Annotated in this window: 16 protein-coding genes; 11 read left to right on the top strand and 5 right to left on the bottom strand. The window is 69.5% G+C overall.

Annotation, left to right across the window (positions count from 1 at the left end; genetic code table 11):
• Positions 1–159: 159 nt before the first annotated feature.
• On the bottom strand, positions 160–660 hold the full coding sequence (locus BMX85_RS17925) for an FxDxF family PEP-CTERM protein (protein WP_090321143.1): 501 nt from the start codon (positions 658–660) through the stop codon (positions 160–162).
• A 331-nt stretch (positions 661–991) separates the two neighbouring features.
• Here BMX85_RS17925 and BMX85_RS17930 point away from each other — a divergent pair, with 331 nt between their 5' ends.
• From BMX85_RS17930 to BMX85_RS17940, 3 genes are all read left to right on the top strand, one after another.
• Positions 992–1,927 (top strand): Gfo/Idh/MocA family protein, encoded by a 936-nt coding sequence (locus tag BMX85_RS17930; protein ID WP_090321146.1) that lies wholly within the window; start codon positions 992–994, stop codon positions 1,925–1,927.
• Positions 1,927–2,946, top strand: a complete 1,020-nt coding sequence (locus BMX85_RS17935; RefSeq protein ID WP_090321149.1) for a glycoside hydrolase family 53 protein — start codon at positions 1,927–1,929, stop codon at positions 2,944–2,946. The genes BMX85_RS17930 and BMX85_RS17935 overlap by 1 nt, the downstream gene beginning before the upstream one ends.
• 156 nt (positions 2,947–3,102) lie before the next feature.
• Positions 3,103–5,259 carry a hybrid sensor histidine kinase/response regulator gene (locus tag BMX85_RS17940; RefSeq protein WP_229210543.1) on the top strand — a complete coding sequence of 719 codons (2,157 nt, stop codon included), beginning with the start codon at positions 3,103–3,105 and terminating at the stop codon, positions 5,257–5,259.
• Positions 5,260–5,289: 30 nt separating this feature from the next.
• Here the strand turns inward: BMX85_RS17940 and BMX85_RS17945 are convergent, their stop codons facing one another.
• The gene (locus BMX85_RS17945) at positions 5,290–7,392 is read right to left on the bottom strand and encodes an EAL domain-containing protein (RefSeq protein ID WP_090321156.1); all 2,103 of its coding nucleotides are present in this window, start codon (positions 7,390–7,392) and stop codon (positions 5,290–5,292) included.
• Between the two features lie 263 nt (positions 7,393–7,655).
• Between BMX85_RS17945 and BMX85_RS17950 the strand changes: the two genes are divergently transcribed.
• The 4 genes from BMX85_RS17950 (at position 7,656) to BMX85_RS17965 (ending at position 15,598) form a co-directional block, all read left to right on the top strand.
• Positions 7,656–11,885: an ATP-binding protein gene (locus BMX85_RS17950; protein WP_229210544.1), complete on the top strand. Its 4,230-nt coding sequence runs from the start codon at positions 7,656–7,658 to the stop codon at positions 11,883–11,885.
• Between the two features lie 153 nt (positions 11,886–12,038).
• Positions 12,039–12,332 (top strand): hypothetical protein, encoded by a 294-nt coding sequence (locus BMX85_RS17955; protein WP_090321159.1) that lies wholly within the window; start codon positions 12,039–12,041, stop codon positions 12,330–12,332.
• Entirely contained in the window at positions 12,329–13,291 is a 963-nt protein-coding gene (locus tag BMX85_RS17960; RefSeq protein ID WP_090321162.1) for a class I SAM-dependent methyltransferase, read from the top strand. The genes BMX85_RS17955 and BMX85_RS17960 overlap by 4 nt, the downstream gene beginning before the upstream one ends.
• A 21-nt stretch (positions 13,292–13,312) precedes the next feature.
• Positions 13,313–15,598: a Mur ligase family protein gene (locus BMX85_RS17965; protein WP_143068022.1), complete on the top strand. Its 2,286-nt coding sequence runs from the start codon at positions 13,313–13,315 to the stop codon at positions 15,596–15,598.
• 26 nt (positions 15,599–15,624) lie between these two features.
• On the opposite strand, the gene BMX85_RS17970 is transcribed toward BMX85_RS17965, so the two are convergent.
• Positions 15,625–16,521, bottom strand: coding sequence for a ZIP family metal transporter (locus tag BMX85_RS17970; protein WP_090321168.1), 897 nt, complete (start codon positions 16,519–16,521; stop codon positions 15,625–15,627).
• 457 nt (positions 16,522–16,978) lie between these two features.
• Here BMX85_RS17970 and BMX85_RS17975 point away from each other — a divergent pair, with 457 nt between their 5' ends.
• The 3 genes from BMX85_RS17975 to BMX85_RS17985 all read left to right on the top strand — a co-directional run bounded on the left by BMX85_RS17975 (position 16,979) and on the right by BMX85_RS17985 (position 18,669).
• Positions 16,979–17,374: a KGG domain-containing protein gene (locus tag BMX85_RS17975; protein ID WP_090321171.1), complete on the top strand. Its 396-nt coding sequence runs from the start codon at positions 16,979–16,981 to the stop codon at positions 17,372–17,374.
• A gap of 191 nt (positions 17,375–17,565) precedes the next feature.
• Positions 17,566–18,462, top strand: coding sequence for an SPFH domain-containing protein (locus tag BMX85_RS17980; protein WP_090321174.1), 897 nt, complete (start codon positions 17,566–17,568; stop codon positions 18,460–18,462).
• Positions 18,463–18,474: 12 nt separating this feature from the next.
• The gene (locus BMX85_RS17985) at positions 18,475–18,669 is read left to right on the top strand and encodes a type II toxin-antitoxin system antitoxin (protein WP_090321177.1); all 195 of its coding nucleotides are present in this window, start codon (positions 18,475–18,477) and stop codon (positions 18,667–18,669) included.
• 78 nt (positions 18,670–18,747) lie between these two features.
• Here the strand turns inward: BMX85_RS17985 and BMX85_RS17990 are convergent, their stop codons facing one another.
• Both BMX85_RS17990 and BMX85_RS17995 read right to left on the bottom strand, forming a co-directional pair.
• A complete protein-coding gene (locus tag BMX85_RS17990; RefSeq protein ID WP_090321180.1) occupies positions 18,748–20,688 on the bottom strand; it encodes a sensor histidine kinase, YfiR-like protein-associated in 1,941 nt (646 codons plus the stop codon).
• Entirely contained in the window at positions 20,688–21,341 is a 654-nt protein-coding gene (locus tag BMX85_RS17995; RefSeq protein WP_177196803.1) for a TOL_0243 family YfiR-like periplasmic protein, read from the bottom strand. The genes BMX85_RS17990 and BMX85_RS17995 overlap by 1 nt, the downstream gene beginning before the upstream one ends.
• Positions 21,342–21,586: 245 nt before the next feature.
• On the opposite strand from BMX85_RS17995, the gene BMX85_RS18000 reads away from it, so the two are divergent.
• Positions 21,587–23,542 carry a hybrid sensor histidine kinase/response regulator gene (locus BMX85_RS18000; protein WP_090321187.1) on the top strand — a complete coding sequence of 652 codons (1,956 nt, stop codon included), beginning with the start codon at positions 21,587–21,589 and terminating at the stop codon, positions 23,540–23,542.
• Position 23,543: the final 1 nt, after the last annotated feature.

The following is a 23,543-nucleotide window of genomic DNA, read 5'->3' on the forward strand; positions in this document are numbered from 1 at the left end:
AGCGCCGCGCCTTATGTTCGCTAGGCAGCATATGGAAAGCAATATCGCCGAGTCCGCGTGATAAGCGCACGGGCCGCAAAAAAACGCGCCGGACGGCCATCGGGGAAGATGGCCGGCAGGCGCGCCGGAGTGCTGCCGAAGAACGTGGGTTCTTCGTGATTATTTCTTTGCCTTGCGACGGGCAACGGCGCCCAGCAGGGCCAGGCCGCCGAGCATCATGGCGTAGGTCTCTGGCTCAGGCACCGGGGTCGGGATGGCCGACACGGTCGAGAGGTACTGGGAATTGGCCAGGCCGGTGGTGCCGGTCACGTTGACGCTGTAGGTGCCAGCGGCCAGGCTGCCGGCCCAGCTCAGGGTCTGCGAACCTGGGCCGAAGGTGTAGGTCAGGTTGGTGCCGCTCAGGACTGCCGAGAAGTCCAGGATCTGGCCAGCGCTCACCGCGAACGTTTGCAGGGCCGAGAACGAGGCGCTCGATGGCTCCACCAAGGTAAAGTTCCAGGTGTCGTCGATGGCGGTGCCGGCGGTCGTGAACTTGGCCGACAGGCCGCTCAGCGTGTCGAAACCTGCTGGATCGAGGGTGCCCAGGTTGTAAACGGTGGCCGAAGCGTTCCACGACGCTGCGGCAAGCACTGCAGTTGCAACAACAGATTTTAATTTCATATTAATCCTCGGCGAAGGTAGGGTGGTTCAATCAGGGGTGGGGTGTAACTGAAAACAATAGTAGCATCTTTTGATTTGCAATTTCAATCACACACTTATCGTTTTTACACTTGCTTTCACTTATTTAAGGTTGAGTTGTACAGACACGTCATTTTCTGTTGCACCGCAGCAATCGGAGCGGAATTTGTCATGCCATTTGAGTATATTTACAACGATAAAAATGATTGGTGGCGCCGCCATGCCCGCTTTAGGATAGCGTCGCAGCTCAGTGGCACGTACTTCGTCGGCACGCAGTCAGCACGCGATTCACTTCTAAGAAAGATGCTTATATATGTCAACTACGTCACCAATCAAACTCGCCATCGTCGGCGTGGGCAAGATCGTCCACGATCAGCACGTGCCGGCGATCACGGCCAACACCGATTTCGCGCTGGTCGCGTCGGCCAGCCGCAACAACACCATTGAAGGCATTCCGGGATTCAAGTCGATCGAGGAGATGCTGGCCGCGATGCCGGAGATCGAAGCGGTCTCGTTGTGCATGCCGCCGCAGTACCGCCATGCCGCCGCCCATGTCGCGCTGACTGCCGGCAAGCACGTATTCCTCGAGAAGCCGCCCGGCGCCACGTTGTCGGAAGTGGCCGACCTGGAGGCGCTGGCCGCCGCCAACGGCGTCTCGCTGTTCACCAGCTGGCATTCGCGCTACGCGCCGGCGGTGCAGCCGGCCAAGGCCTACCTGGCCGCGCATCCGCCTATTAATATGCAGGTGACGTGGAAGGAAGATGTGCGCCACTGGCATCCGAACCAGGACTGGATCTGGCAGGCCGGCGGCCTGGGCGTGTTCGATCCGGGCATCAACGCCTTGTCGATCGTCACCGAGATCCTGCCGTCGCTGGTGTTCCTGACCGGCGCCACGCTGGAATTCCCGGAAAACCGCGACGCGCCGATCGCCGCCGAGCTGCACTTCAACAACGCCGCCGGCGTGCCCGTCCACGCCGAGTTCGACTGGCGCCAGACCGGCAAGCAGAGCTGGGACATCGTGGTCGGCACCGCGCAGGGCGAGGTCAAGCTCAGCGATGGCGGCGCGCGCCTGTGGATCGACGGCAAAGAGCAGCCGCTGGAGAAGGAAGCCGAGTACCCGTCGCTGTACCGCCGCTTCGCCGGGCTGGTCAAGAGTGGCGGCTCGGATGTCGACGTCGCGCCGCTGCGCCACGTGGCCGACGCCTTCATGCTGGGCAAGCGCAAGGTCGTCGACGCCTTCCACGACTGATGACGGCCAGCGCGCGACGCGCCGCGGTGCTGGCGGCCGGCCTGCTGCTGGCCGCACTGCAGCATAATGCGGCCCATGCCGCCGCCGGCGGCTTCGCCAAAGGCGCCGATATCAGCTGGATCACCGAAATGGAGGCGGCCGGCCGGCCCTTCCTCAACCGCGCCGGCAAGCGCCAGGATTTGTTTGCCACGCTCAAGGAGCAGGGCATCGACGCGGTGCGCCTGCGGGTCTGGGTCGATCCGGCGGACGGCTACAACGGCCTGGCCGACGTGCTGGCCAAGGCGCGGCGCGCCAAGGCCGCCGGCATGCGGCTGATGATCGACTTCCATTACAGCGACGATTGGGCCGATCCGGGCAAGCAATTCAAACCGGCCGCGTGGAAGGGCTACGGCGTCGAGCGGCTGGCCAAGGCCGTCGGCGCGCATACCCGCGGCACGCTGGCGGCGCTGCGCGACGCCGGCATCACGCCCGAATGGGTGCAGGTCGGTAACGAAACCACGCACGGCATGTTGTGGCCGGAAGGCGCGGCCGGCACCCATATGCGAAACTACGCGCGCTTCGTGGCCAGCGGTTACGATGCTACGAAGCAAGTATTCCCGGACGCGCAGGTGATCGTCCACGTCGACAACTGCCACGACAACCGCCAGTTCCGCTGGAACTTCGACGGCCTGCTGGCCAACGGCGGCAAGTTCGACGTGATCGGCGCGTCGGCCTATCCGACCACCGTCAAGGGCGTCGACTGGCGCGCGGCGACGGCGGCCTGCCTGCACAACATGAACGATCTGGCCGCCCGCTACGGCAAGCCGGTCATGCTCGCCGAGGTCGGCGCGCCGTGGAACCATCCGGAGGGCAAGGCCATCATCGCCGACCTGATCGCCAAGGTGCGGCAGGTCGAGCACGGCAAGGGCGTCGGCGCCTTCTATTGGGAACCGCAAGCCTACGACTGGAAAGGCTATCCGATGGGCGCCTTCGACCACGGCGGCCGGCCGACCGCGATCATGGACGCGTTTTTGGAATAGGCAGCCACGTGGCCGATGACGTCGCGGTAACCGGCCACGCTGTTTTTTTCCGCGCCGCGCCCCTGTTTAGTTTGCTTTGATGTAGATTGACGAGTTCGATCATCCATCACGCTTTCTATGTCTTTTCTCACCAGGCGAACATTGTCGCTTCGGCACTTGCTTATCATCCTGACCGCGATCGGATTGCTGCCCATGGCCTTGCTGGGGGTGTGGAGCATCCACGCGGCCAGCCAGTACCAGTTGCGGGAACAGGAACGCTCGATGCTCGACCTGGCGCGCGCGCTGTCGAGCGCGGCCGACGCCGAACTGGACGCCTCGGTCGCCATGCTGGCCAGCGCCGCGCGCGCGCCGGCGCTGATGGCCGGCGACGTCGACGGCTTTTATGACGTCGCCTTCCGGCTGGCGGAGGCCCAGGCCGAATGGCAGGCGCTGATCTTGACGGACGACCAGGGCAAGGTGTTGTTCAATACCATGGCCGGGCGCGGCGCCGCGCCGCCCCGGGTGGTCGACACCGAAAGCCTGAAACGGGTGCTGGCCACGCGCCAGCCGGTGGTGGGCCATATCCTGCGCGGCGCCCGGGGCCGCGCCGCCTTCCCGGTGCGCATCCCGGTGATCAACGACGCCGGCGAGCTGTATACCTTGACCGCCGTGATCCGGCCCGACCGCATCGTCCAGATGATCGACCGCCAGAGCATGCCCGAGGGTTCGGTCATTTCCATCATCGACGCCGCCGGCAAGATCGTGGCGCGCTCGCGCAACCACGAGCGCACGGTCGGCGGCGCGCCCAGCGCGTCGCTGCTGCAACTGATCGGCAGCGCCAAGTCCGAAAACGTCGGCACCTCCAACACGCTCGAGGGCGATACCGTGGTCGCGGCCTACACCACGTTGTCGCATTACGGCTGGACGGTGGTGGTGGGGCAGCCGGCGTCGCAGCTGCGCACCGCCGCCTACCAGCGCCTGGCGGTGTATGGCGCCGGCATCCTGGCCTCGCTGGGCGTGTGCATCGGCATCGCCTCGCTGCTGTCGGCGCGCATCGTCACCACCATCAAGGATTTGCAAACGGGCGCCGCCGCGCTGGGCACCGGCGCGCCGGTCACGGTGGTGCCGTCGCGCATCGCCGAGTTCCAGCTGATCGGCGCGGCGCTGGAGGAGGCCGAGCGCCAGCGCGCCGCGCAGGAGCGCGAGCGGGCCCTGCTGCTCGATTCGCTGAAGCGGGCGATGGACAGCCAGGAGGCGGCGCTGACGCGGGCGCGCGAGGCGGGCCGCGCCAAGGACGAGTTCCTCGCGGTGCTGGGCCACGAGCTGCGCAATCCGCTCAGTCCCATCGTCACCTCGCTCGACCTGATGGACATGCGCGACGAGCCGGGCGCGCGGCGCGAGCGGGCCGTGATGCGGCGCCAGACCAACCACCTGCGGCGGCTGGTCGACGATTTGCTCGACGTCTCGCGCATCACCTCGGGCAAGCTGCGCATCGACGCCAAACAAGTCAATTTCGCCGACGTGGTGCGGCACGCGGTGGCGGCCTCGCCGCAGCCGGTGACGCTGGCGGCGCCGCCGGCGCTGTGGGTGCGCGGCGACGACAGCCGCCTGACCCAGGTGCTCAACAACCTGCTGTCGAACGCGGTGCGCTTCGGCAGCGACGACACGCGCGTGTCGCTGACGGCCGACGGCGGCCAGGCGCGCCTGGTGGTGAGCGACAACGGCATCGGCATGGGCCGCGACCTGCTGGCGCGGGTGTTCGAGCCGTTCATGCAGGCGCCGCAGACGCTGGAGCGGCGCACCGGCGGGCTGGGGCTGGGGCTGGCGATCGTGCGCAAGCTGGTCGAGCTGCATGGCGGCACCGTCACGGCCGACAGCGCCGGCGCCGGCCGCGGCAGCCGCTTCGAGGTGGTGCTGCCGTTGAGCGAGGCGGCGCAGGCCGCGTCGCAGGTCGCGCCGCGTCCCGCCAGCGCCGGGGTGCGCGTGCTGCTGGTGGACGACAACGTCGACGCCGCCACGTCGGCCGCGGCGCTGCTCGCACAGCTGGGCCACGAGGTGCGCGTGCTGCACAGCGCGCAGGCGGCGCTGGCGCAGTTCGGCCAGTACGCGCCGGCGGTGGCGATCCTCGACATCGGCCTGCCGGACATGGACGGCTACGCGCTGGCGGCGGCGCTGCGGCGCGCGCAGGGCGGCGCGCCGCTGCGGTTGGTGGCGCTGACCGGCTACGGGCAAAAGGAGGATGTCGAGCGGGCCGCCGGCGCCGGGTTCGACCTGCACCTGACCAAGCCGGCCAGCGCCGAGGAGCTGGCGCGCGCGGCCAGCCTGGCCGGGTGACGGCCCGCCGGCAGCGCCCCGGCGCCCGCCCTAGGCGTGCAGCGCCCGTTCGCGGCCGACCGCGTACCCCTGCGCGTAATCGATGCCGATATTGTTGACGACGTCGAGGGTGGCCGCGTCCTCGACGAACTCGGCGATCGTCTGGATGCCGATCACCCGCCCGACCTTGTGGATCGCCTCGACCATCGCCCGGTGCACCGGGTTGGCGGCGATGCCGCGGATGAAGGAGCCGTCGATCTTGAGGAAATCGACCGGCAGCGATCGCAGGTAGCCGAACGACGACAGGCCGCTGCCGAAATCGTCCAGCGAAAAGCGGCAGCCGAGCAGCTTGAGCCGCGCCATCAGGTCCTGCGCCTTCGGCAGGTTGCGGATCGCCGCCGTCTCGGTGATCTCGAAGCAGAGCTGCGCCGGATCGACGCTGTGGTCGACGAACTGGTCGATGATGAACTGGTGCAGCTTGTCGTCGTTCATCGACGGTCCCGACAGGTTGACCGAGAACATCGGCCGCGCGCCGCCGGCCGGCGGCCCGGCCGCCCCCGGCTCGCGCGCCGGCCCGCGCTCGCGCGCGGCGATGTGGCGGCAGACCGCGCGGATGACCCAGCGGTCGAGCAGCGGCATCATATGATAGCGCTCGGCGGCGGGGATGAAGCGGTCGGGCCGGATCACGTCGCCGGCGGCGTCCTTGAGCCGCAACAGGATTTCCTCGTGGACCAGCCGGTTGCCCTGCAGGCCGGCGATCGGCATCGCGTACAGCGCGAAGCGGTCGTGCTGGATGGCGTCGTTCAGGCGCGGCACCCACATCATTTCGCTGTGGCGCCGCGCCAGCACCGCGTCGCTCTCGGAGTAGACGTGGATGCGGTTGCGGCCCTGGTCCTTGGCCAGGTAGCAAGCCTCGTCGGCGGCGACCAGCAGGTCGCTGACGGACTTGCTGTCGGCGCTGATCTCGACCATGCCGATGCTGGCGCCGATCTCGAAGCTGTGCTCGTCCCAGACGAAGCGGAACCCCTTGATCAGCTGGCGGATCTCCTCGGCGATCAGGCGCGCCTGGTCGAGCTGGCAGTAGCCCAGCAGCGCGCCCAGTTCGTCGCCGCCGAGGCGCGCCAGCACGTCGCTCTCGCGCATCTTCCCCTGCAACAGGTTGGCCAGGATTTGCAGCAGCGCGTCGCCGGCGGCGTGGCCGGCGGTGTCGTTGACCAGCTTGAAGCGGTCGAGGTCGATGTACAGCAGCGCGTGCGTGTGGTCGTCCTGCTTGGACGCGTGCAGCGCGTGGGCGACGTGCGCCTCGAACTCGCGCCGGTTGCACAGGCCGGTGAGCACGTCGTGGGTGGCGTGCCAGGACAGCTGGCTCGACAGCGCGCGCTGGTGGGTGACGTCGCGGAACACCACCACCGCCCCCAGCATGTCGCCGTTGGCCAGGCGGATCGGCGCGGCCGTGTCCTCGACGGCGACGCGGCGGCCGTCGCGGGTGACCATCATCGCGTGCGCCGACAGGCCGACCGCCTCGCGCTTGAGCAGGCATTTGTAGACGGCGTGTTCGAGCGGCAGGCCGCCGACCTCGTCGATCAGCGGCAGCACCTCGCCGACGTCGCGGCCGACCGCGCGCTGGCGCGTCCAGCCGGTCAGCTGCTCGGCGGCGCGGTTCAGGTAGCGCGCCGCGCCGTGCTGGTCGGTGGCGATGACGCCGTCGCCGATGCAATCGAGCGTGACCCCGGCCATGCACTCGCGTTCGCTGGCCAGGCGTTCCTGCTCGACCAGGTCGGTGATGTCCCGGATCAGCCCCAGCGTGCGGTGCGGCCGGCCCTGCGCGTCGCGCAGCACCGTGGCGTCGGCGCGCAGCGAGCGCACCTGGCCGCCGGCCAGGCGCACGCGGTAGCCGACGTGGTAGTGGCCGGCCGCGTCGACGGCGTCCCGCATGGCGCGCAACAGCGCGTCGCGGTCGTCCTCGTGGACCAGCGCCAGGAATTGCGCGAACGGCTGGTCGGCCTCGCGCGCCGCCAGCCCGACCATGGCCGCGCCGGGCGCCGGCCAGTGGACCACGCCTGCCATCACGTCGCCGTTGACGACGGTGGCGTCCCAGACCGCCATGCCGGCCGCCTCGATCGCCATCCGCGACCGCAATTCGTGCTCATCCATGTCCGCCCCGCTCGGTGAATAGCGCATTGCTACGCATCGATGTTGGCGCGCCGGCGCGCGCGGCGATTGATAAAACGCAAACGGACAACGGTATTCGGCGCGGCGCGGCGCGAACGGCAAGCGGCCGCAACGCGGCCGGCCGGTTATACTGCTGGGCATGGAGCGGGCGCGGCCCGCCGGCTAGCGAGGCGTTAGGGGGACAGATGGTGCAGCAGGTGACAGCGGAGGCGGGGGCAAGGGCGGGTCTGGCGGCGGCGGAGGATTTGAGCTGGCTGTCCGGCGGCGGCGAGATGGGGCAGCTGATCCGCTCGATGGACTGGTCGGCAACGGCGCTGGGGCCGCTCTCGCGCTGGCCGCAGAGCCTGCGCACCTCGGTCAGCCTGTGCCTGTCGTCGACGTTCCCGATCCTGGTGGCCTGGGGCCCGGACGACATCCAGATCTACAACGACGCCTACCGGCCGATCTGCGGCGCCAAGCACCCGGAGGCGATGGGCGCGCCGTTCAAGGTCTGCTGGGCCACGGCGCTGCCGGTGGTCGGCGACGCCTTCGACCGCGCCCACGCCGGCGAGGGCGTCTACATCCGCGACCAGCGCATGTTCCTGGACCGCTACGGCTACCTCGAAGAAGCGTTCATGACGTTTTCGTTTTCGCCGATCCGGGTCGAATCGGGCAACGTCGGCGGCATTTTCCACCCGATCACCGAATCGACCGGGCAGGTGCTCAACGCCCGCCGCACGCAGAACCTGCGCGACCTGACCGGCCGCATCGCCCGCTCGCGCACCATCGACGAACTGGCGGGCCTGATGGACTCGGACGGCGAGACGCTGGCGCTGGATCTGCCGTTCATGCTGCTGTACGAATTGGTGGACGGCGGCGCCGGCGACGGTGCGCAGGCGCCGCGCCCGGCGCTGCGCCTGCGCGGACGCACCGGCCTGCCCGCCGACAGCGCGCTGGCGCCGGCCGAGATGGCCGCCGATGCGGTCGACGGCTGGGCTGCCGGCGCCGCGCTGGCGCTGGCCGACGGCGTCCACGTCGACGGCCTGGCGGCCCGCTTCGGCCGCTTCGACTGCGCGCCGTACCCGGAGGCGCCGACCGGCGCCATGCTGCTGCCGCTGTTCGTGGCCGGCAGCGACAGGCCGTACGGCATGCTGGTGGCCGGCGTCAGCGCCCGGCGCGCGCTCGACGACGACTACCGCAATTTCTACGAACTGCTGCGCGCGGCCTTCAACACCGCCATCGGCAACGTGCTGGCCTACGAGCTGGAGCAGCGGCGCGCCGCCGCGCTGGCCGAGATCGACAAGGCCAAGACGGCCTTCTTCTCCAACGTCTCGCACGAATTCCGCACGCCGCTGACGCTGATCCTGGGACCGCTGGAGGACGCGCTGGCCGACGCCGGCGAGCCGCTGGCGCCGCGCCAGCGCGAACGCATCGACGTCACCCACCGCAACGCCCTGCGCCTGCTCAAACTGGTCAACTCGCTGCTGGACTTCTCGCGCATCGAGGCCGGCCGGGTGCAGGCCCGCTACGCCCCGGTCGACCTGGCGCAACTGACGGCCAACCTGGCCAGCGTGTTCACCGCCGCGATGGACAAGGCCGGCCTGGCCTACCACGTCGACACGCCCGCGCTGGCGGCGCCGGTCTACGTCGATCTCGACATGTGGGAAAAGATCGTCTTCAACCTGCTGTCGAACGCCTTCAAGTTCACGCTGTCCGGCGCCGTCACGGTGACGCTGGCGGCGGCCGCCGACGGCCGCGGCGCGCGGCTGACGGTGCGCGACACCGGCAGCGGCATTCCGGCCGCCGAGCTGCCGAAGGTGTTCGAGCGCTTCCACCGCGTCGAAGGCGTGCAGGGCCGCAGCTACGAGGGCACCGGCATCGGCCTGGCGCTGATCCAGGTGCTGGTGCGCCTGCACGGCGGCAGCATCGGTGTCGACAGCGCGATCGGCGTCGGCACCGCCTTCCACGTCGAGATTCCGTTCGGCGCCGCGCACCTGCCGCCGCAGTACGTGGTGGCGCTGCCCGACCGCGGCGACGGCGCGCGCATGGGCGCCGCCTTCGTCGAGGAGGCGCTGCGCTGGCTGCCCGACGAGCCGGCCGACGCGGGCGGCGGCGGCGATGCGGCGACGGCGACGGCGCCGGCGGCGGCGCGCGCGCGCATCCTGGTCGCCGACGACAACCAGGACATGCGCGGCTACGTGCGCTTGCTGCTGGAGCGCGAGTACCTGGTCGAGACCTGCGCCGACGGCGAGGCGGCGATGGAGGCGATCGTGCGCGATCCGCCCGACCTGCTGCTAAGCGATGTGATGATGCCGCGCCTCGACGGTTTCGGCCTGATGCGGCGCATCCGCGCGCATCCGGCGCTGGCCGGCCTGCCGATCATCCTGCTGTCGGCGCGCGCCGGCCAGGAGGCCAAGATCGAGGGGCTGGAGGCGGGCGCCGACGATTACCTGGTCAAGCCGTTCTCCGCCAACGAGCTGCTGGCGCGCATCCGCAACCACATCGAGCTGGCGCGCGAGCGGCGCCAGGCCACCATCGCGCTGCGCCAGCGCGAGGAGTATTTCCGTTCGCTGGTCAACGCCTCGCCGGCGATGATCTGGACCACCGACGCGCAGGGCCGGCGCGACTTCCTGAGCCAGCGCTGGTCGGACTACACCGGCCGCTCGCTGCAGCAGGACCTGGGGCGCGGCTGGCTGGAGCTGATCCACGCCGACGACGCCGCCCGCGTCGACGAGGCCTACTGCGCCGCCTTCGGCAAGGCGGCGCCGTTCTCGGTCGACTACCGGCTCAAGGACCGCCACGGCGCCTTCCGCTGGATGATCGACGCCGGCGCGCCGCGCTTCGACCAGGACGGCAAGCTGCTCGGACATATCGGCACCCTGGTCGACGTCCACGAGCGGCGCCTGCTGCAGGACCGCTTCGCCAACGTCACGCGCGCCAGCGGCATCGGCGTCTGGTACGCCGACGCGCCGCTGACGCTGATGCAGCCCAACGCCCAGCTGCGCCAGCAATTCGGGCTGCCGGCCGAGGGGCCGGTGACGATGGCGCAGTTCTACCTGCGCGTGCACCACGAGGACCGGGCCCGCGTCGAAGGCGACTTCCACAGCGCGATGGTCGAGGGCGTGGCCTACGACGACGAGTTCCGCGTCGCCCTGGCGGCGGCGCCGGCGGCGGGCGCGGCGTCGGCGCGCTGGATCCGCATGATCGCGTGGTGCCAGCGCGCCGAGGGCGGGGCGCGCGACGGCGCCGACGGCGTGACCCATTTCGACGGCGTCACGCTCGACGTGTCGGACCAGAAAAGCGGCGAGCACGAGCTGCGCGCGCTGACCGCCGAGCTGTCGCAGGCCAACCAGGCGCAGCGCGAATTCCTGGTGACGCTGGCGCACGAGCTGCGCAACCCGCTGGCGCCGATCCGCAGCGGGCTGGAAATGATGCGCGCGCACGACCTGGCGCGCGACGAGTTCGAGCGCGTGCGGGCGATGATGGATCGCCAGGTCGGCCACCTGGTGCATCTGGTCGACGATTTGCTGGACCTGGCGCGCATCGCGCGCGGCAAGGAGGTGCTGGTGCACAGCCTGGTCGAGCTGGAGCAGGTGGTGCGCGCCGCGGTCGAGATCAGCATGCCGCTGATCGACGCCGGCGGCCACCGCCTGCTGGTGTCGGCGCCGTCGAACGCGCCGCCGGTGTGGCTCGACGCCCACCGCGTGGCGCAGGTGATCGGCAACCTGCTCAACAACGCCGCCAAGTACACGCCGAATGGCGGCACCATCGAGCTGATGGCCGTGGTCGAGGCCGGGGAACTGACGGTGACGGTGCGCGACAACGGCATCGGCATCCCGGCCGACGCGTTGCCGACGGTGTTCGACATGTTCACCCAGGTGCCCGGCAGCGAGGGCCAGGCGCAGGGCGGCCTGGGTATCGGCCTGAACCTGGTGCGCCGGCTGGTCGAGCTGCACGGCGGCGAGGTGTCGGCGCACAGCGGCGGCGCGGGGCAGGGCAGCGCGTTCACCCTGCGCCTGCCGGTCACGCCCTCGGTGGCGGCGGAGGCGCTGGCGCGGTCGGCGCCGGCGCCAGCGCTGCCCGCCGCCGCCGCGCCGCGGGTCGACGAGGCGTCCGCCAGCAGTCTGCGGGTGCTGGTGGTCGACGACAACGTCGACGCCGCCGAGACGCTGACCGCGTTGCTGGAGTTCAAGGGTCACACGGTGGCGGCCGCGCACGACGGCCCGGCGGCGCTGGCCGCCGCGCTGTCGCTGTCGCCGCAGGTGGTGTTCCTCGATATCGGCCTGCCGGGCATGAGCGGCTACGAGGTGGCGCGGGCGTTGCGGGCGATGCCAGCGCTCGACGGCGTCGCCCTGATCGCGTTGACCGGCTGGGGCACGGACGCCGACCGCCTCAAAACGGACGCGGCCGGGTTCGACCACCACTTGACCAAGCCGGTCAGTTTCGACGAAATCCTGCGCATGTTGACGGCGCTCGAACGCCAGCAAAAGGCCTGATGCGGCGGGCCGGCGGGCAAAAGCGGTAACGGATATGCCGCTATCGTGTGGTGACTCACACATGCCGCATCAATTACCGCCGCGCGCGATTGAACCTGAAGGGTTTTGCCCGATAAAATGTTGATAATAAGGCATTTCTAGCAAGGAGCTTTCATGTCTCAGCCCAAACCCTACGATCCGAACGCGATGCTTGACACCATATTGGCAAAAATGCAGCTGCGCAATGACGCAGCACTGTCGCGCTTGCTCGAGATCCAGGCCCCCGTGATCAGCAAAATCCGCCATCACCGGATGCCGGTCAGCGGCGCGCTGCTGGTGCGCATCCACGAGGCCACCGGTCTCAGCGTGCGCACCTTGCAGGACCTGATGGGCGACCGCCGCAGCAAGTTCCGCCTGTCCTCGGCCCAGGGCCGCGCCGGCGCCCAGACCGGCACCGGTGCCGAATGACATTGCCTGAGACGCGAGCCGCTGACGAGCTGGTGGCGCTGGCCGCGCTGCTGCAGCGGCGCGGCTACCAGTTCACCACCGTCACGCCCGCCACGCACGGGCGCGTGCTGAGCCGCGCGGCGCCGCCCGGCGCCCCGAGCCTGCGCGACGTGTTCGGCTGGAACAAGCCGTTCACCGCCGACCAGATCGACGCGGCGATCCTGGAGCAGATGGGCAAGGCCGGCGTGCTGCGGGAAGAAGCGGGCCTGCTGCGCAGCACCGTGCGCGCCTCGACCATCGGCCAGCAGCTGTACTTCCATTCGGCCTATCCGACCGGCGACGCCGACTCGGTGTTCCTGGGGCCGGACACCTACCGCTTCGTGCGCGCGGCCGGCCAGGTGCTGGACCAGCTCGCGGCCGGCGCCGGCGGCGTGCGGCGCGCGGCCGACATCGGTTGCGGCGCGGGGCCGGGCGCGATCATGCTGGCCAAGCGCTTTCCGGCGGCGGAAATCCACGCCGTCGACATCAACGGGCGGGCGCTGGCGCTGGCCGGCGTCAATTGCCGGTTGGCCGGTGTCACCAATGTCGCCTGCGTGCACAGCGACATGCTGTCGGCACTGGACGGCGAGTTCGACCTGATCATCTCCAATCCGCCGTACCTGCTCGATCCCGGCCAGCGCGCCTACCGCCACGGCGGCGGCGAGCTCGGCGCCGGTTTGTCGCTGCGCATCGTCGAAGCGGCGATCGCGCGGCTGGCGCCGGGCGGCACCCTGCTGCTGTACACCGGCGTGGCGATCGACAACGGCGAGGACCCGTTCCTGCGGCAGGCCGGCATCATGCTGGAGGCGGCGCGGCTGTCGTGGAAGTACGAGGAAATCGATCCCGACGTGTTTGGCGAGGAACTCGATACGCCGGCCTACGGCGGCGTCGACCGCATCGCCGCCGTCATGCTGTTGGCCCGCAAAGGCGGCGCCCGGTGAAGTTAACAGGCTGAAGGTACGATGATGAAGGTATTACGGCAGCGTTTGCTGCGCGGCGCCAATCTGTACAGCCGCTTTCCGTGCATCGCCGCGACCATCGCGGTCGACGCCGGCGGGGCGCCGCTGGCGCGGGTCGCCGCCGTCGTCGCGCGGCAATTGGGCGCGCCCTTGCCGCCGGCGGCGGGCGCCGACGTGGGCGCGCTGGTGGCGCAGGTGGCGTTGCAGCTGCAGCGCGCCTGCGGCCACGCGCTCGAGTTCGCGCATGCGGAAGCGCTGGCGCCCGGTTCGGCGCAGCGCCGCGTCGTGATCCAGTACGCGCTGGAGCACGTGGCGCAACGGGCGCTGGCGATCGCGCTCGAGATCGTCGGCGCCGCGCTGCGCGGCGAAGACCACGACGCCGCCGGGGCGCTGGCCGCGCTGCGCGCGCTGGCGGCCGGCCTGGCGCTGCCGCCGCGCATCGGCGAACTGGCGGACCGGGCGCGCGCGCTGGGGATACCGGTGCGGCGCGCCAGCGAGCACGCCGACCTGGTCCAATTCGGTTGGGGCAGCCGCCAGTGGCGCTTCGTCGACGCGCCGCTGGCCGACACGCCGCTGCTGACCAACACCATCGTGCGCGACCGCTTGCTGACGCGGGCGTTGATGGTCGAGGCGAATATCGATGTGCCGGCCGGCGCCAGCGTCAACCGGCTCGAGGACGCCTTGCGCGTCGGCCGCCGCTACGATTGGCAGGCGGTGGTCAAGAGCCGCCACGCGACCGGCGACGACCGCCAATGGCGCTGCGGCAGCGAGGCCGAGCTGACGGCGGCGTTCGCGCTGGTGCACGCGGCCGGCGGCGACGTGGTCATCGACAGCTTCGAGGACGGCGCGCTCGCCATCGTGCCGGTCGGGCCGGACGGCGCCCGCCACGCGTCGGCGCAGGTGCGCCACCTGTGCGCCGGCGCCGCCAGCAAGCTGGGGCTGGCCGAGGCGCGGGTCGGCGTCGTCGACAGCGCCGCCGGGCCGCTGGTGAGCGCCATCGACGGCGCCGGCGCGCCGGCCGATGTCGCCGACGCCGCCACGCGCGCGCGCCGCATGCTGGCGCAGGCGGACCAGGGCCGCATCCCGCTGATCGCCGTCACCGGCACCAACGGCAAGACCACCACCACCTTGATGATCGCCCACGCGGTGCGGCTGGCCGGGCTGCGCTGCGGCCACACCACGACGCAAGGGATTTTTATCGGCGAGCGGATGGTCGGCCACGGCGATTGCACCGGTTACTGGTCGCACCGCACCGTGCTCGGTTCGCCGGAAGTCGACTTCGCCGTGCTCGAAACCGCGCGCGGCGGCCTGCTCAAGCGCGGCCTGGCGTTCGACCTCTGCGCCGTCGGCGTCATGCTCAACGTCTCGGACGACCACCTGGGCCTCGATGGCGTGGAGACGGTCGACGACCTCGCGCGCGTCAAGTCGACGGTGATCGCCGGCGCGCGCACCGCCGTGCTCAACGCCGACGACCCGCACTGCGTGGCCGCGCGCGCGCGCCTGGCGCCTGGCGCCGCGACCATTTTCTTCTCGATGGACCCGGCCAACGCCACCGTGCTCGCGCACCTGGCCGAGGGCGGCTGCGGCGTGTGGCTGCAGGACGAGACCATCGTGCTGGCCGAGGGCGGCGGCGCCGCGCGGCCGGTCATCGGCGCGGCGGCGATTCCCGCCAGCGTCGGCGGCCTGGCCCGCTATAACATCGCCAACAGCCTGGCGACCACCGCCGCGCTGCACGCGGCCGGTTTCAGCGCCGCGCATATCGCCGCGGCGCTGGCCAGTTTCGTCTCCGACGCCGCGACCAATCCGTTGCGTTCGAATATCTTCGCGGTGCGCGGCTTCCATATCGTGCTCGATTACGCTCATAATCCCGCCGCCTACGCCGCGCTGGGTGGCATGGCGAAGGCCATGGCGGCGCGCACGCCGGGCGCGCGCGTGTTCGGCGTGGTGACGTCGCCGGGCGACCGCCGCGACGCCGACCTGCGCCGCATCGGCGAAACCTGCGCCACCGCGTTCGACGTGCTGTTCGTTTACGAGTCGCTGGCCCGTGGCCGGCCGCCGGGCGAGGCCGCCGCCGTCATCGGCGAGGGCGTGCGCGCCGCCGCCGGGCCGGCAAGCATGCAAACCTTCGGCGGCGCGGCCGAGGCGCTGCGCGGCGCCTACCGCCAATGCGGCGACGGCGATGTGCTGGTGTTCGCCTGCGGCACCGCCGTCTCGACCCTGATCGAAGGGGTGCGCGCCATCGACCCCGAGGGCGCCGCCGCGATCGAGTCGCAGCTGGGCGGCCCCTAGGCGGGGCGCGGTGTGCGGGTGGCGCCTCAGGCCAGTGCCGTGTCGAGCACCATCATCACGATGAAGCCGATCACCAGCGCGCAGGAGGCGGTCTTGCAATGGCCGTGGCGGTGCGCCTCGGGCACGACGTCGTGGCAGATCACGTATAGCATCGCGCCGGCCGCGCTGGCCAGGCCCCAGGGCAGGAAGCGGGCGCTGGCCTCGATCAGCAGCGCGCCGCTGACCGCGCCCAGCGGCTCGACCAGGCCCGACACCGCGCCCAGCACGGCGGAAAACACCCGGCCGTAGCCGACCGAGCGCAGCGCGATGGCCACCACCAGCCCTTCCGGCATGTCCTGGATGGCGATGCCCATCGCCAGCGTGTGGGCCTTGGCCGCGTCGACGCCGCCGTAGCCGACGCCGATGGCCAGGCCTTCGGGCAAATTGTGGATCGCCACCGCGCCGACGAACAGCCAGGCGCGTGTCATGGCGGTGGCCTCGGTGCTGGCGGTGCGCCCGGCGCCGTCGCCCAGCACGTGCCCGGAGCGCACCAGGTAGCCGAGCAGCATCACCAGCAGCATGCCGATCAGGATGCCGCCGCCGACCGTCATGCTGGCGGCGGCCGGGCTGGCGCCGGCGTTCTTGCTGGCGGCAATCGCCGGCAACACCAGCGAGAACGACGTCGCCGCCAGCATGATGCCGCCGCCCAGGCCCAGCGCCGCGTCGTAGGAGCGCTGCGAAAATTTCTGCGCCAGCAGCACCGGCAGGGTGCCCACCGCCGTCGCGGCGGCGGCCCACAGGCCGGCGGTCAGCGCCTGCCGCGCCGGCGGCGGGAGCGCGGCGATCGCCAGTGCCAGCTCGCGTGTCAGCAGCAGCAGCCCGAAGACGCCGATGAAGGCGCCCATCGCGAGGCGCCAGGTGGGGCGGGGGCCGGATCCGAGCATGGGGTTGGGTTCTCCTGTAATGCGGCATCATAGGGCGGCGGCAAAGCCGCGTCTGTCGGTGCGTGCCGCTTGCAGATGTAAGACGGCGCGCGCGCGGTTTCGTTTAGTCCTTCCGTCACCGGCGCCCAAGTCGGCTGCGGTCACTCGATTTCGGGTGGCCGATCTCGCGCGTCATCGGGAAGCCGGGCGCTTGGTTGAGGCCGCCGGAGTCGGTGGGCAGTTCGTCTGCGGCGGCAGGCCCGCCGGGCTCGTGGCGCATGAAATTGTCGAGTAATTCAGGTCACAGGAAATCGCGGACCGCCGGTCAAAACAAGCCAGCCAATTCCTACTTGACGATGTCGCCCGCGCCGATAGGTGCCCTTGCCAGTCACGCTTAACATGACCTTTCTCGAGTTTGTTTTTGCAAAACGGCAGACCGATACCCTTCGTTTTTTCAACCATTTATCAGGAGATAATCATGGCTAGCTCGAACCAAGGTAGTGGCGGCAACAAGGGCAACCAGGGCAACCAGGGCGGCAGCACGGGTAACAAGCAGTCGGACCAGGGCGCCGGCGCGCGCGGTTTCGCGTCGATGGACCCCGATCAGCAACGCGAGATCGCGGCCGAAGGCGGCCGCGCCGCGCACGCCGCCGGCACGGCGCACGAGTTCACGTCGGAAGAGGCGCGCCGCGCCGGCAGCATGAGCCACAAGAATGACGGCAACCAGCAAAGCGATGCGGGATCGGGCTCGCGCGCCGGTGGCGGGAATGAAGGCGGCAAGGGCGGCTCCGGCGCATCGGGCGGCACGCGCGGCGGCACGCCGGAGCAGCACGCCGAAGCCGGGCGTCAAAGCCATAAAAACGACCGCAAATAAATTGTCTGGCTGAAGCGGTTCACAAAAAGCTCCGGCATCGTTGCCGGAGCTTTTTTACACCCGCGTTGCGATCAGGCCGTGCGCCGGCTTTTCTCGGCAGGTCCCATTCTTATCAAAATTACTTGACAATAATCTAAGCTCCTCCTAAAGTGATATCACTTTGATGTCATCTACCTGAGGAGCTAAAAAGCATGAATGGTGCAAATACCCGGCGCGAAACGGCGTTCTCGTCGACCAATGGCTACCTGGCCGCGTGTGCCGGCATTGTTTTACTGGCGGGTGGCGCCTTCCTGTTCAAGACGGCGATCGGCGACCATGGCGGTTTGCCCGTCCTGGTCGGCGCGATCGGGCTGTTGCTGGCCGGGTTGTTCTTCTTGCTGGGCCTGTTCATGTTGCAGCCCAACGAGAGCGCCATCCTGACCCTGTTCGGCAAATACATCGGCACCGACCGCAGCGAGGGCTTGCGCTGGGCGTTTCCGTTGTACGTCAAGCGGCGCCTGTCGCTGCGTGCGCGCAATTTCAACGCCCCCACGCTCAAGGTCAACGACAAGCGCGGCAATCCGGTGGAAATCAGCGCGGCCGTCGTTTGGCGCGTGCGCGACACCGCCCAGGCCGTGTTCGAAGTGGACGATTTCGAGCGCTATGTCGCGATCCAGGCCGAGGCGGCGCTGCGCCATCTCGCTTCCCAGTACGCTTACGACGAGGCCGAGGATTTGTCCCAAGGAGAAACCACGCTGCGCGGCGGCATGGACGTGGTCGTCGACGCCCTCAAATGCGAGCTGCAAGCGCGGTTCGAGGAGGCCGGCGTGCAGGTGGTCGACGCCAAGCTCACCCATCTGGCCTACGCCCCCGAGATTGCGCAGGTGATGCTGCGCCGCCAGCAGGCCGAGGCGATCATCAGCGCCCGCTCCAAGATCGTGCACGGCGCGGTAAGCATGGTCGAATCCGCATTGAAGGGCTTGTCGGAGCGCGGCATCGTCGAGCTGGACGACGAGCGCAAGGCGGCGATGGTCAGCAATTTATTGGTGGTACTGTGCTCCGACAAGGAAACCCAGCCGATCATCAATACCGGCACCCTCTACAACTAGCGGTCAACGAGCATGGCAAGTCCCGGCAAGAAAGCCTATCCGCTGCGTATCGATCCCGCGTTGTGGGAGGAGCTGCAACGCCTGGCCGCGCGCGATTTGCGCAGCGTGAACGCGGAAATCGAATTCCTGCTGCGCGAGGGCCTCGCCCGGCGCGGCGTCAAGATCAAGGAAGGCAAGGACCACCCCGGCGACCCCGAGCAGGAATAACCAGCCCGCAACCCCGGGGTCAGTGCCGACATTCGGACATTCGGGAACTTTTTGCACGCTGAAAGGTTCCGTTTTATTTCAGTTTGTCCGAATGTCGGCACTGACCCCCGGGGTTTTGGCGGTGAGCATTGCTTCGATTTGATCGAAGCTGACCGGCTTGACGAGGTGCGCGTCGAAGCCGGCTGCCTTCGCCAGGTCGCGGTCCTTTTGCTGGCCCCAGCCGGTCACCGCCACCAGCGCCGTGTGCCGCAGCGCGGGCAGGGCGCGCAGCGCGCGCGCCAGGTCGTAGCCGTTGAGGGAAGGCAGGCCGATGTCGAGGAAGGCGAATTCCGGCATGAACGCGGCGGCGTTGTCGAGCGCGCCCTGGCCGTCGTAGGCCACCGAGACCACATGGCCGCGCGATTCCAGCAACGCGCCCATGCTGTTGACGAAGTCGATGTTGTCGTCGGCCAGCAGGATGCGCCGGCCGCGACCGGCAGAGGCCGCCGGCCCGGCCGTGGCGCCGGCGTCGGCCGCGTGGTCGGGCGCAGCCGGCGGCCCCCCGCCGTGCCTGGGCAACGGCAGGGTCAGCACGAATTCGCTGCCGTAGCCCAGGCCGATGCTGTGCAGGCTCAGCTCGCCGCCGTGCAGCTCGGCGAGGCGCCGCGCCAGCGACAGGCCCACGCCCAGGCCGGCCGTGGTGCGCTCGAGCGAGGCGTCGGCCTGGACGAACATCTGGAACACGGCCTCGCGCATCTCCGGCGCGATGCCGATGCCGTTGTCGCGCACGTGGACGCGCACCCGCTGCTGTTCGAGTTCGACATCGACCGCGATGCGCCCGCCGCGCGCGGTGTACTTGGCGGCGTTGTTGAGCAGGTTCGACAGGATCTGCGTCAGCCGCGTGGCGTCGCCTTCGATCGGCAGCGGCTGCGCCAGCGGCGCCGCCGTCAGCACATGGCCCTGCTGCTCGACCAGCGGGCGCACGATCTCGAAGGCGTCGTGGATCACTTGCCGCAGGTCGACCAGGTCGCGCTTGATGGTGAGCTTGCCGGTGTTGATGCGCGACACGTCCAGCAGGTCGTCGACCAGCCGCACCATCTGGCGCAGCTGGCGCTCCATGATGTCGCGCGCGCGTCCGCTGGCGCCGAGGTCGGACGGGTTGATGCGCATGATGTCGAGCCCGGTACGGATCGGCGCCAGCGGGTTGCGCAGCTCGTGCGCCAGCGTGGCGAGGAATTCGTCCTTGCGGCGGTCGGCGATCCGCAGCGCGCGCTCGGCCTCCTGGCGCACCGCCATCTCGCGCTCCAAGGTGGCGTTGGTGGCGAGCAGGCCGCTGGCGCTTTTCTCGACCTCGGCCAGCATGGCGTTGAAGGCGTCGACCAGGGTGCCGATCTCGCCCGGCGCCGAGCCCGGCACGCGCAGGCTGAAGTCGCGCCGCTGGATGACGGCGCGTGCCGCCGACGTCACCCCTTCGAGCGGCGCGGTGATGCTGCGCTGCAGGCGCGAGGCCACCAGCGCCGCCAGCAGCAGGCTGCACAGCATGACGGCGGCCAGGATCGAGCCGTACGAGGCGATCCGCTCGCCGATGCGGTAGCGCGCCTCCAGGTACACGGTGCCGATGCGCTCGCCGTGCTCGACGATCGGGTGGTACAAGGTCAGGCTGCCGTTGACGATCTGGTGGCCCAGCGGTCCAGGCCTGTCGAGGAACACTGGCGTCCGCAGCGCGCTCTGGGTGTAGGAGGCGAACATCGCGCCGCCGCTGTTGTAGATGGCGCCGGCCAGGATCTCCGGCCGCATCCGCAGCATGTCGAGGTTCTTGCGCGCCGCCGGGGCGTCGTTGAAGTTGATCGCCGGCGCGCTCGACAGCGCGAGCAGCTCGGCCTGGGTGCGCATGTCGTCGATCCAGGAGCGCTGGAACGTGCTCAGGTCGTAAAACAGCATCGCGCAGGTGCACAGCAGCAGGGCGGCGGCGGTGGTGGCCAGGGCCATCGCGATCAGCCTGGCGCGCACGGTGGCCAGGGTCGCACCCGGCCACGCCATCAGCCGCCGCCTTTCTGCACCGCGTACGCCACCGACAACAGCCGCGAGCTCAGCTTGAGCCGGCCCTTGTCGGCCGCCGCCAGCGAGACCTCGAAGCGCACGCGCTCGTCGACCAGGCGGAAATTGATGACGCTGCCCGACTCGATGCCGGTGGCCGATTCGGTCACCGTCAGCACGCCGGCCGGCTGCGCGGCCTTGACCAGCGCCGCCTCGTCGGCGCCTTCGGCCGCGCCGATGAACAGCAGGTGCAGGCCGCCGGGCGGCTCGGCGTCGTGCATCTTGCGCACCACCACGGCGTGGTTGTTGACCAGCCGTCCGGCGGTCAGCCGCGTCAGTTCGGCGGCGATGTCCTCGGCGCCGGCCACGCCCACCATGTACGGCGCGCCGGGGTCGAGCGGGCCGCCGGGGAAATCGACATAGCCGAGGAATTTATACAGGAAGCCGGCCTTCACGCTGGTGGTCGAGGCGGTGTCGGGCTCGTCGTGAATGGCGGCGCTCGCCTGGCCGGACGTTTCGCCGGCCGCGGCCGCTTCGGCGCCTTCGCCATCGGCCCACCGGCCGTGCGCGGCGGCCGACGATGCCAACGCCAGCGTCAGCGCAAGGGTGGCCGCGCGCGTCGGCATCGAGCGCGCGCCTCTCACTTTGCCAAGCATTTTGTTTCCTTTTAGATCACATCTGAAAATTATACTGGTGCAAGGTGTCATATGGGTAATTGTGTTAAATAACAACATCGAAGTCGCATGGCGCCCCGCGCGGGCGACGAATGGGGTAGATTCGTGCTGATAAGTGCCTTGTTGTCCTGGACGGACGATTGACCGCCCGCGCCACGGCGTTTCCCGATGGCTCCTTTAGAATTCGGGTGAGAGTACACGACCGTTTCGTGTCACGAGGAAGCCTCATGCAGCAAGAAAATCCGTCGACCGCCCAGGCCCGCGAAGCCGAGCGCTTTCGCCATTTCATTGTCAGCGTCACCGATTACGCGATCTACACGCTGTCGCCCGAAGGCGTGGTCATCACCTGGAACGCCGGCGCCCAGCGGTTCAAGGGCTATCGCGAGGACGAGATCGTCGGCCGCCATTTTTCCGTCTTCTACACGGCCGAGGAGCAGGCGCGCGGCCGGCCGGCGCTGGCGCTCGAACAGGCCAGGACCACCGGCAAGTTCGAGGACGAGGGCTGGCGCGTGCGCAAGGACGGCACGCGCTTCGTGGCCAGCGTGGTGCTCGATCCGATCTGGGACGCCGCCGGCGTGTTGCTCGGCTTTACCAAGATCACGCGCGACGTCACCGCCCGGCGCGCCGCGCAGGACGAACTGCATGCCAGCGAGGAACGCTTCCGGCTGCTGGTGCAGGGCGTGACCGATTACGCGATCTACATGTTGTCGCCGGACGGCGTGGTGACCAACTGGAACGAGGGCGCGCGGCGCATCAAGGGCTACGAGGCGCACGAGGTGGTCGGCCGCAGCTTCGCGATGTTCTACACACCGGAGGACCAGGCCGCCAGCGCGCCGGCGGTGGCGCTGAGCACGGCGCTGGGGGAGGGCAGGTTCGAGCGCGAGGGATGGCGCGTGCGCAAGGACGGCACCCGCTTCTGGGCCAACGTGGTGATCGATCCGATCCGCGACGCCGACGGCAAGCTGCTCGGCTTCGCCAAGGTGACGCGCGACATCACCGAGCGCCGGCTGGCCGCCGAGCAGCTCGAGCGCACGCGCGAATCACTGCTGCAATCGCAGAAACTGGAGGCGATCGGCAAGCTCACCGGCGGCATCGCGCACGATTTCAACAATTTGCTCAACGTCGTCATGAACGGCCTCGACATCCTGCGCACGGTGGCCGACCGCACCGCGCAGCGCCGCGCGATGGACGCGATGGAGCGGGCCGCGCAGCGCGGCGCGGCGTTGACCCAGCAGTTGCTGGCGTTCGCGCGCCAGCAGCCGCTGCGGCGCGAAGCGCACGACGTCGGCCGCGTGATCCGCTCGTTCGACGCGGTGCTGCACCGCGCCGTGCCCAGCCGGGTGCGGCTGCGGCTGCGCATCGCGCCGGACCTGCCCAGCGTGCTGATCGACCCGACCCAGTTCGAGGCGGCGTTGCTCAATCTGGTCGTCAACGCGCGCGACGCCATGCACGACCATGGCGATGTCACGATCGACGTCGACACGGTGCGCCTGGCCGCCGGCGACGTCGGACAATTGGCGGCCGGCGGCTATGTCAGGGTGGCCGTCACCGATTCCGGCACCGGCATGGCGCCGGAGACCGTGGCGCGCGCCGTCGAGCCGTTCTTTACGACCAAGGCCGTCGGCAAGGGCACGGGGCTGGGGTTGAGCCAGGTCTACGGGCTGGCGCAGCAATGCCAGGGCGACCTGGCGATCACGTCGGTGATGGGCGAGGGCACCACGGTGGCGCTGTACTTCCCGGCTATCGTCGATGCCGATGGCGAGCTTGCCAATAACGGGCATAGCAAAGCGGAAAAGGTGCTGCTGGTCGACGACCAGCCGGACGTGCTGGAGACAGCGGTGGCGCTGTTCAGCCATCTCGGTTACGACGTGCTGTCGGCCAACAACGGCGTCGAGGCGCTCGCCACGCTGCGCGCCAGCGGCGACATCGCCATCCTGTTCACCGACGTGGTCATGCCCGGCATCGGCGGGATCGAACTGGCGACGATCGCGCGCCGCGAGTTTCCAAACGTGAAAGTGATACTGGCGTCGGGCTATACCAGGTCCAGTTTGCAGGACCAGAGTCCCGAACTGGACAGCTTCGACCTGATTCCCAAACCGTACCGGCTTAGCGACCTGATCAAGATTGTGCAGACCGTCCATGGCGACAAGGCCGGCGGTGCGGACCAGCCCGTGTCGCAATGAC

It is taken from the genome of Duganella sp. CF517 (assembly GCF_900110275.1).
GTDB lineage: Bacteria > Pseudomonadota > Gammaproteobacteria > Burkholderiales > Burkholderiaceae_D > Rugamonas.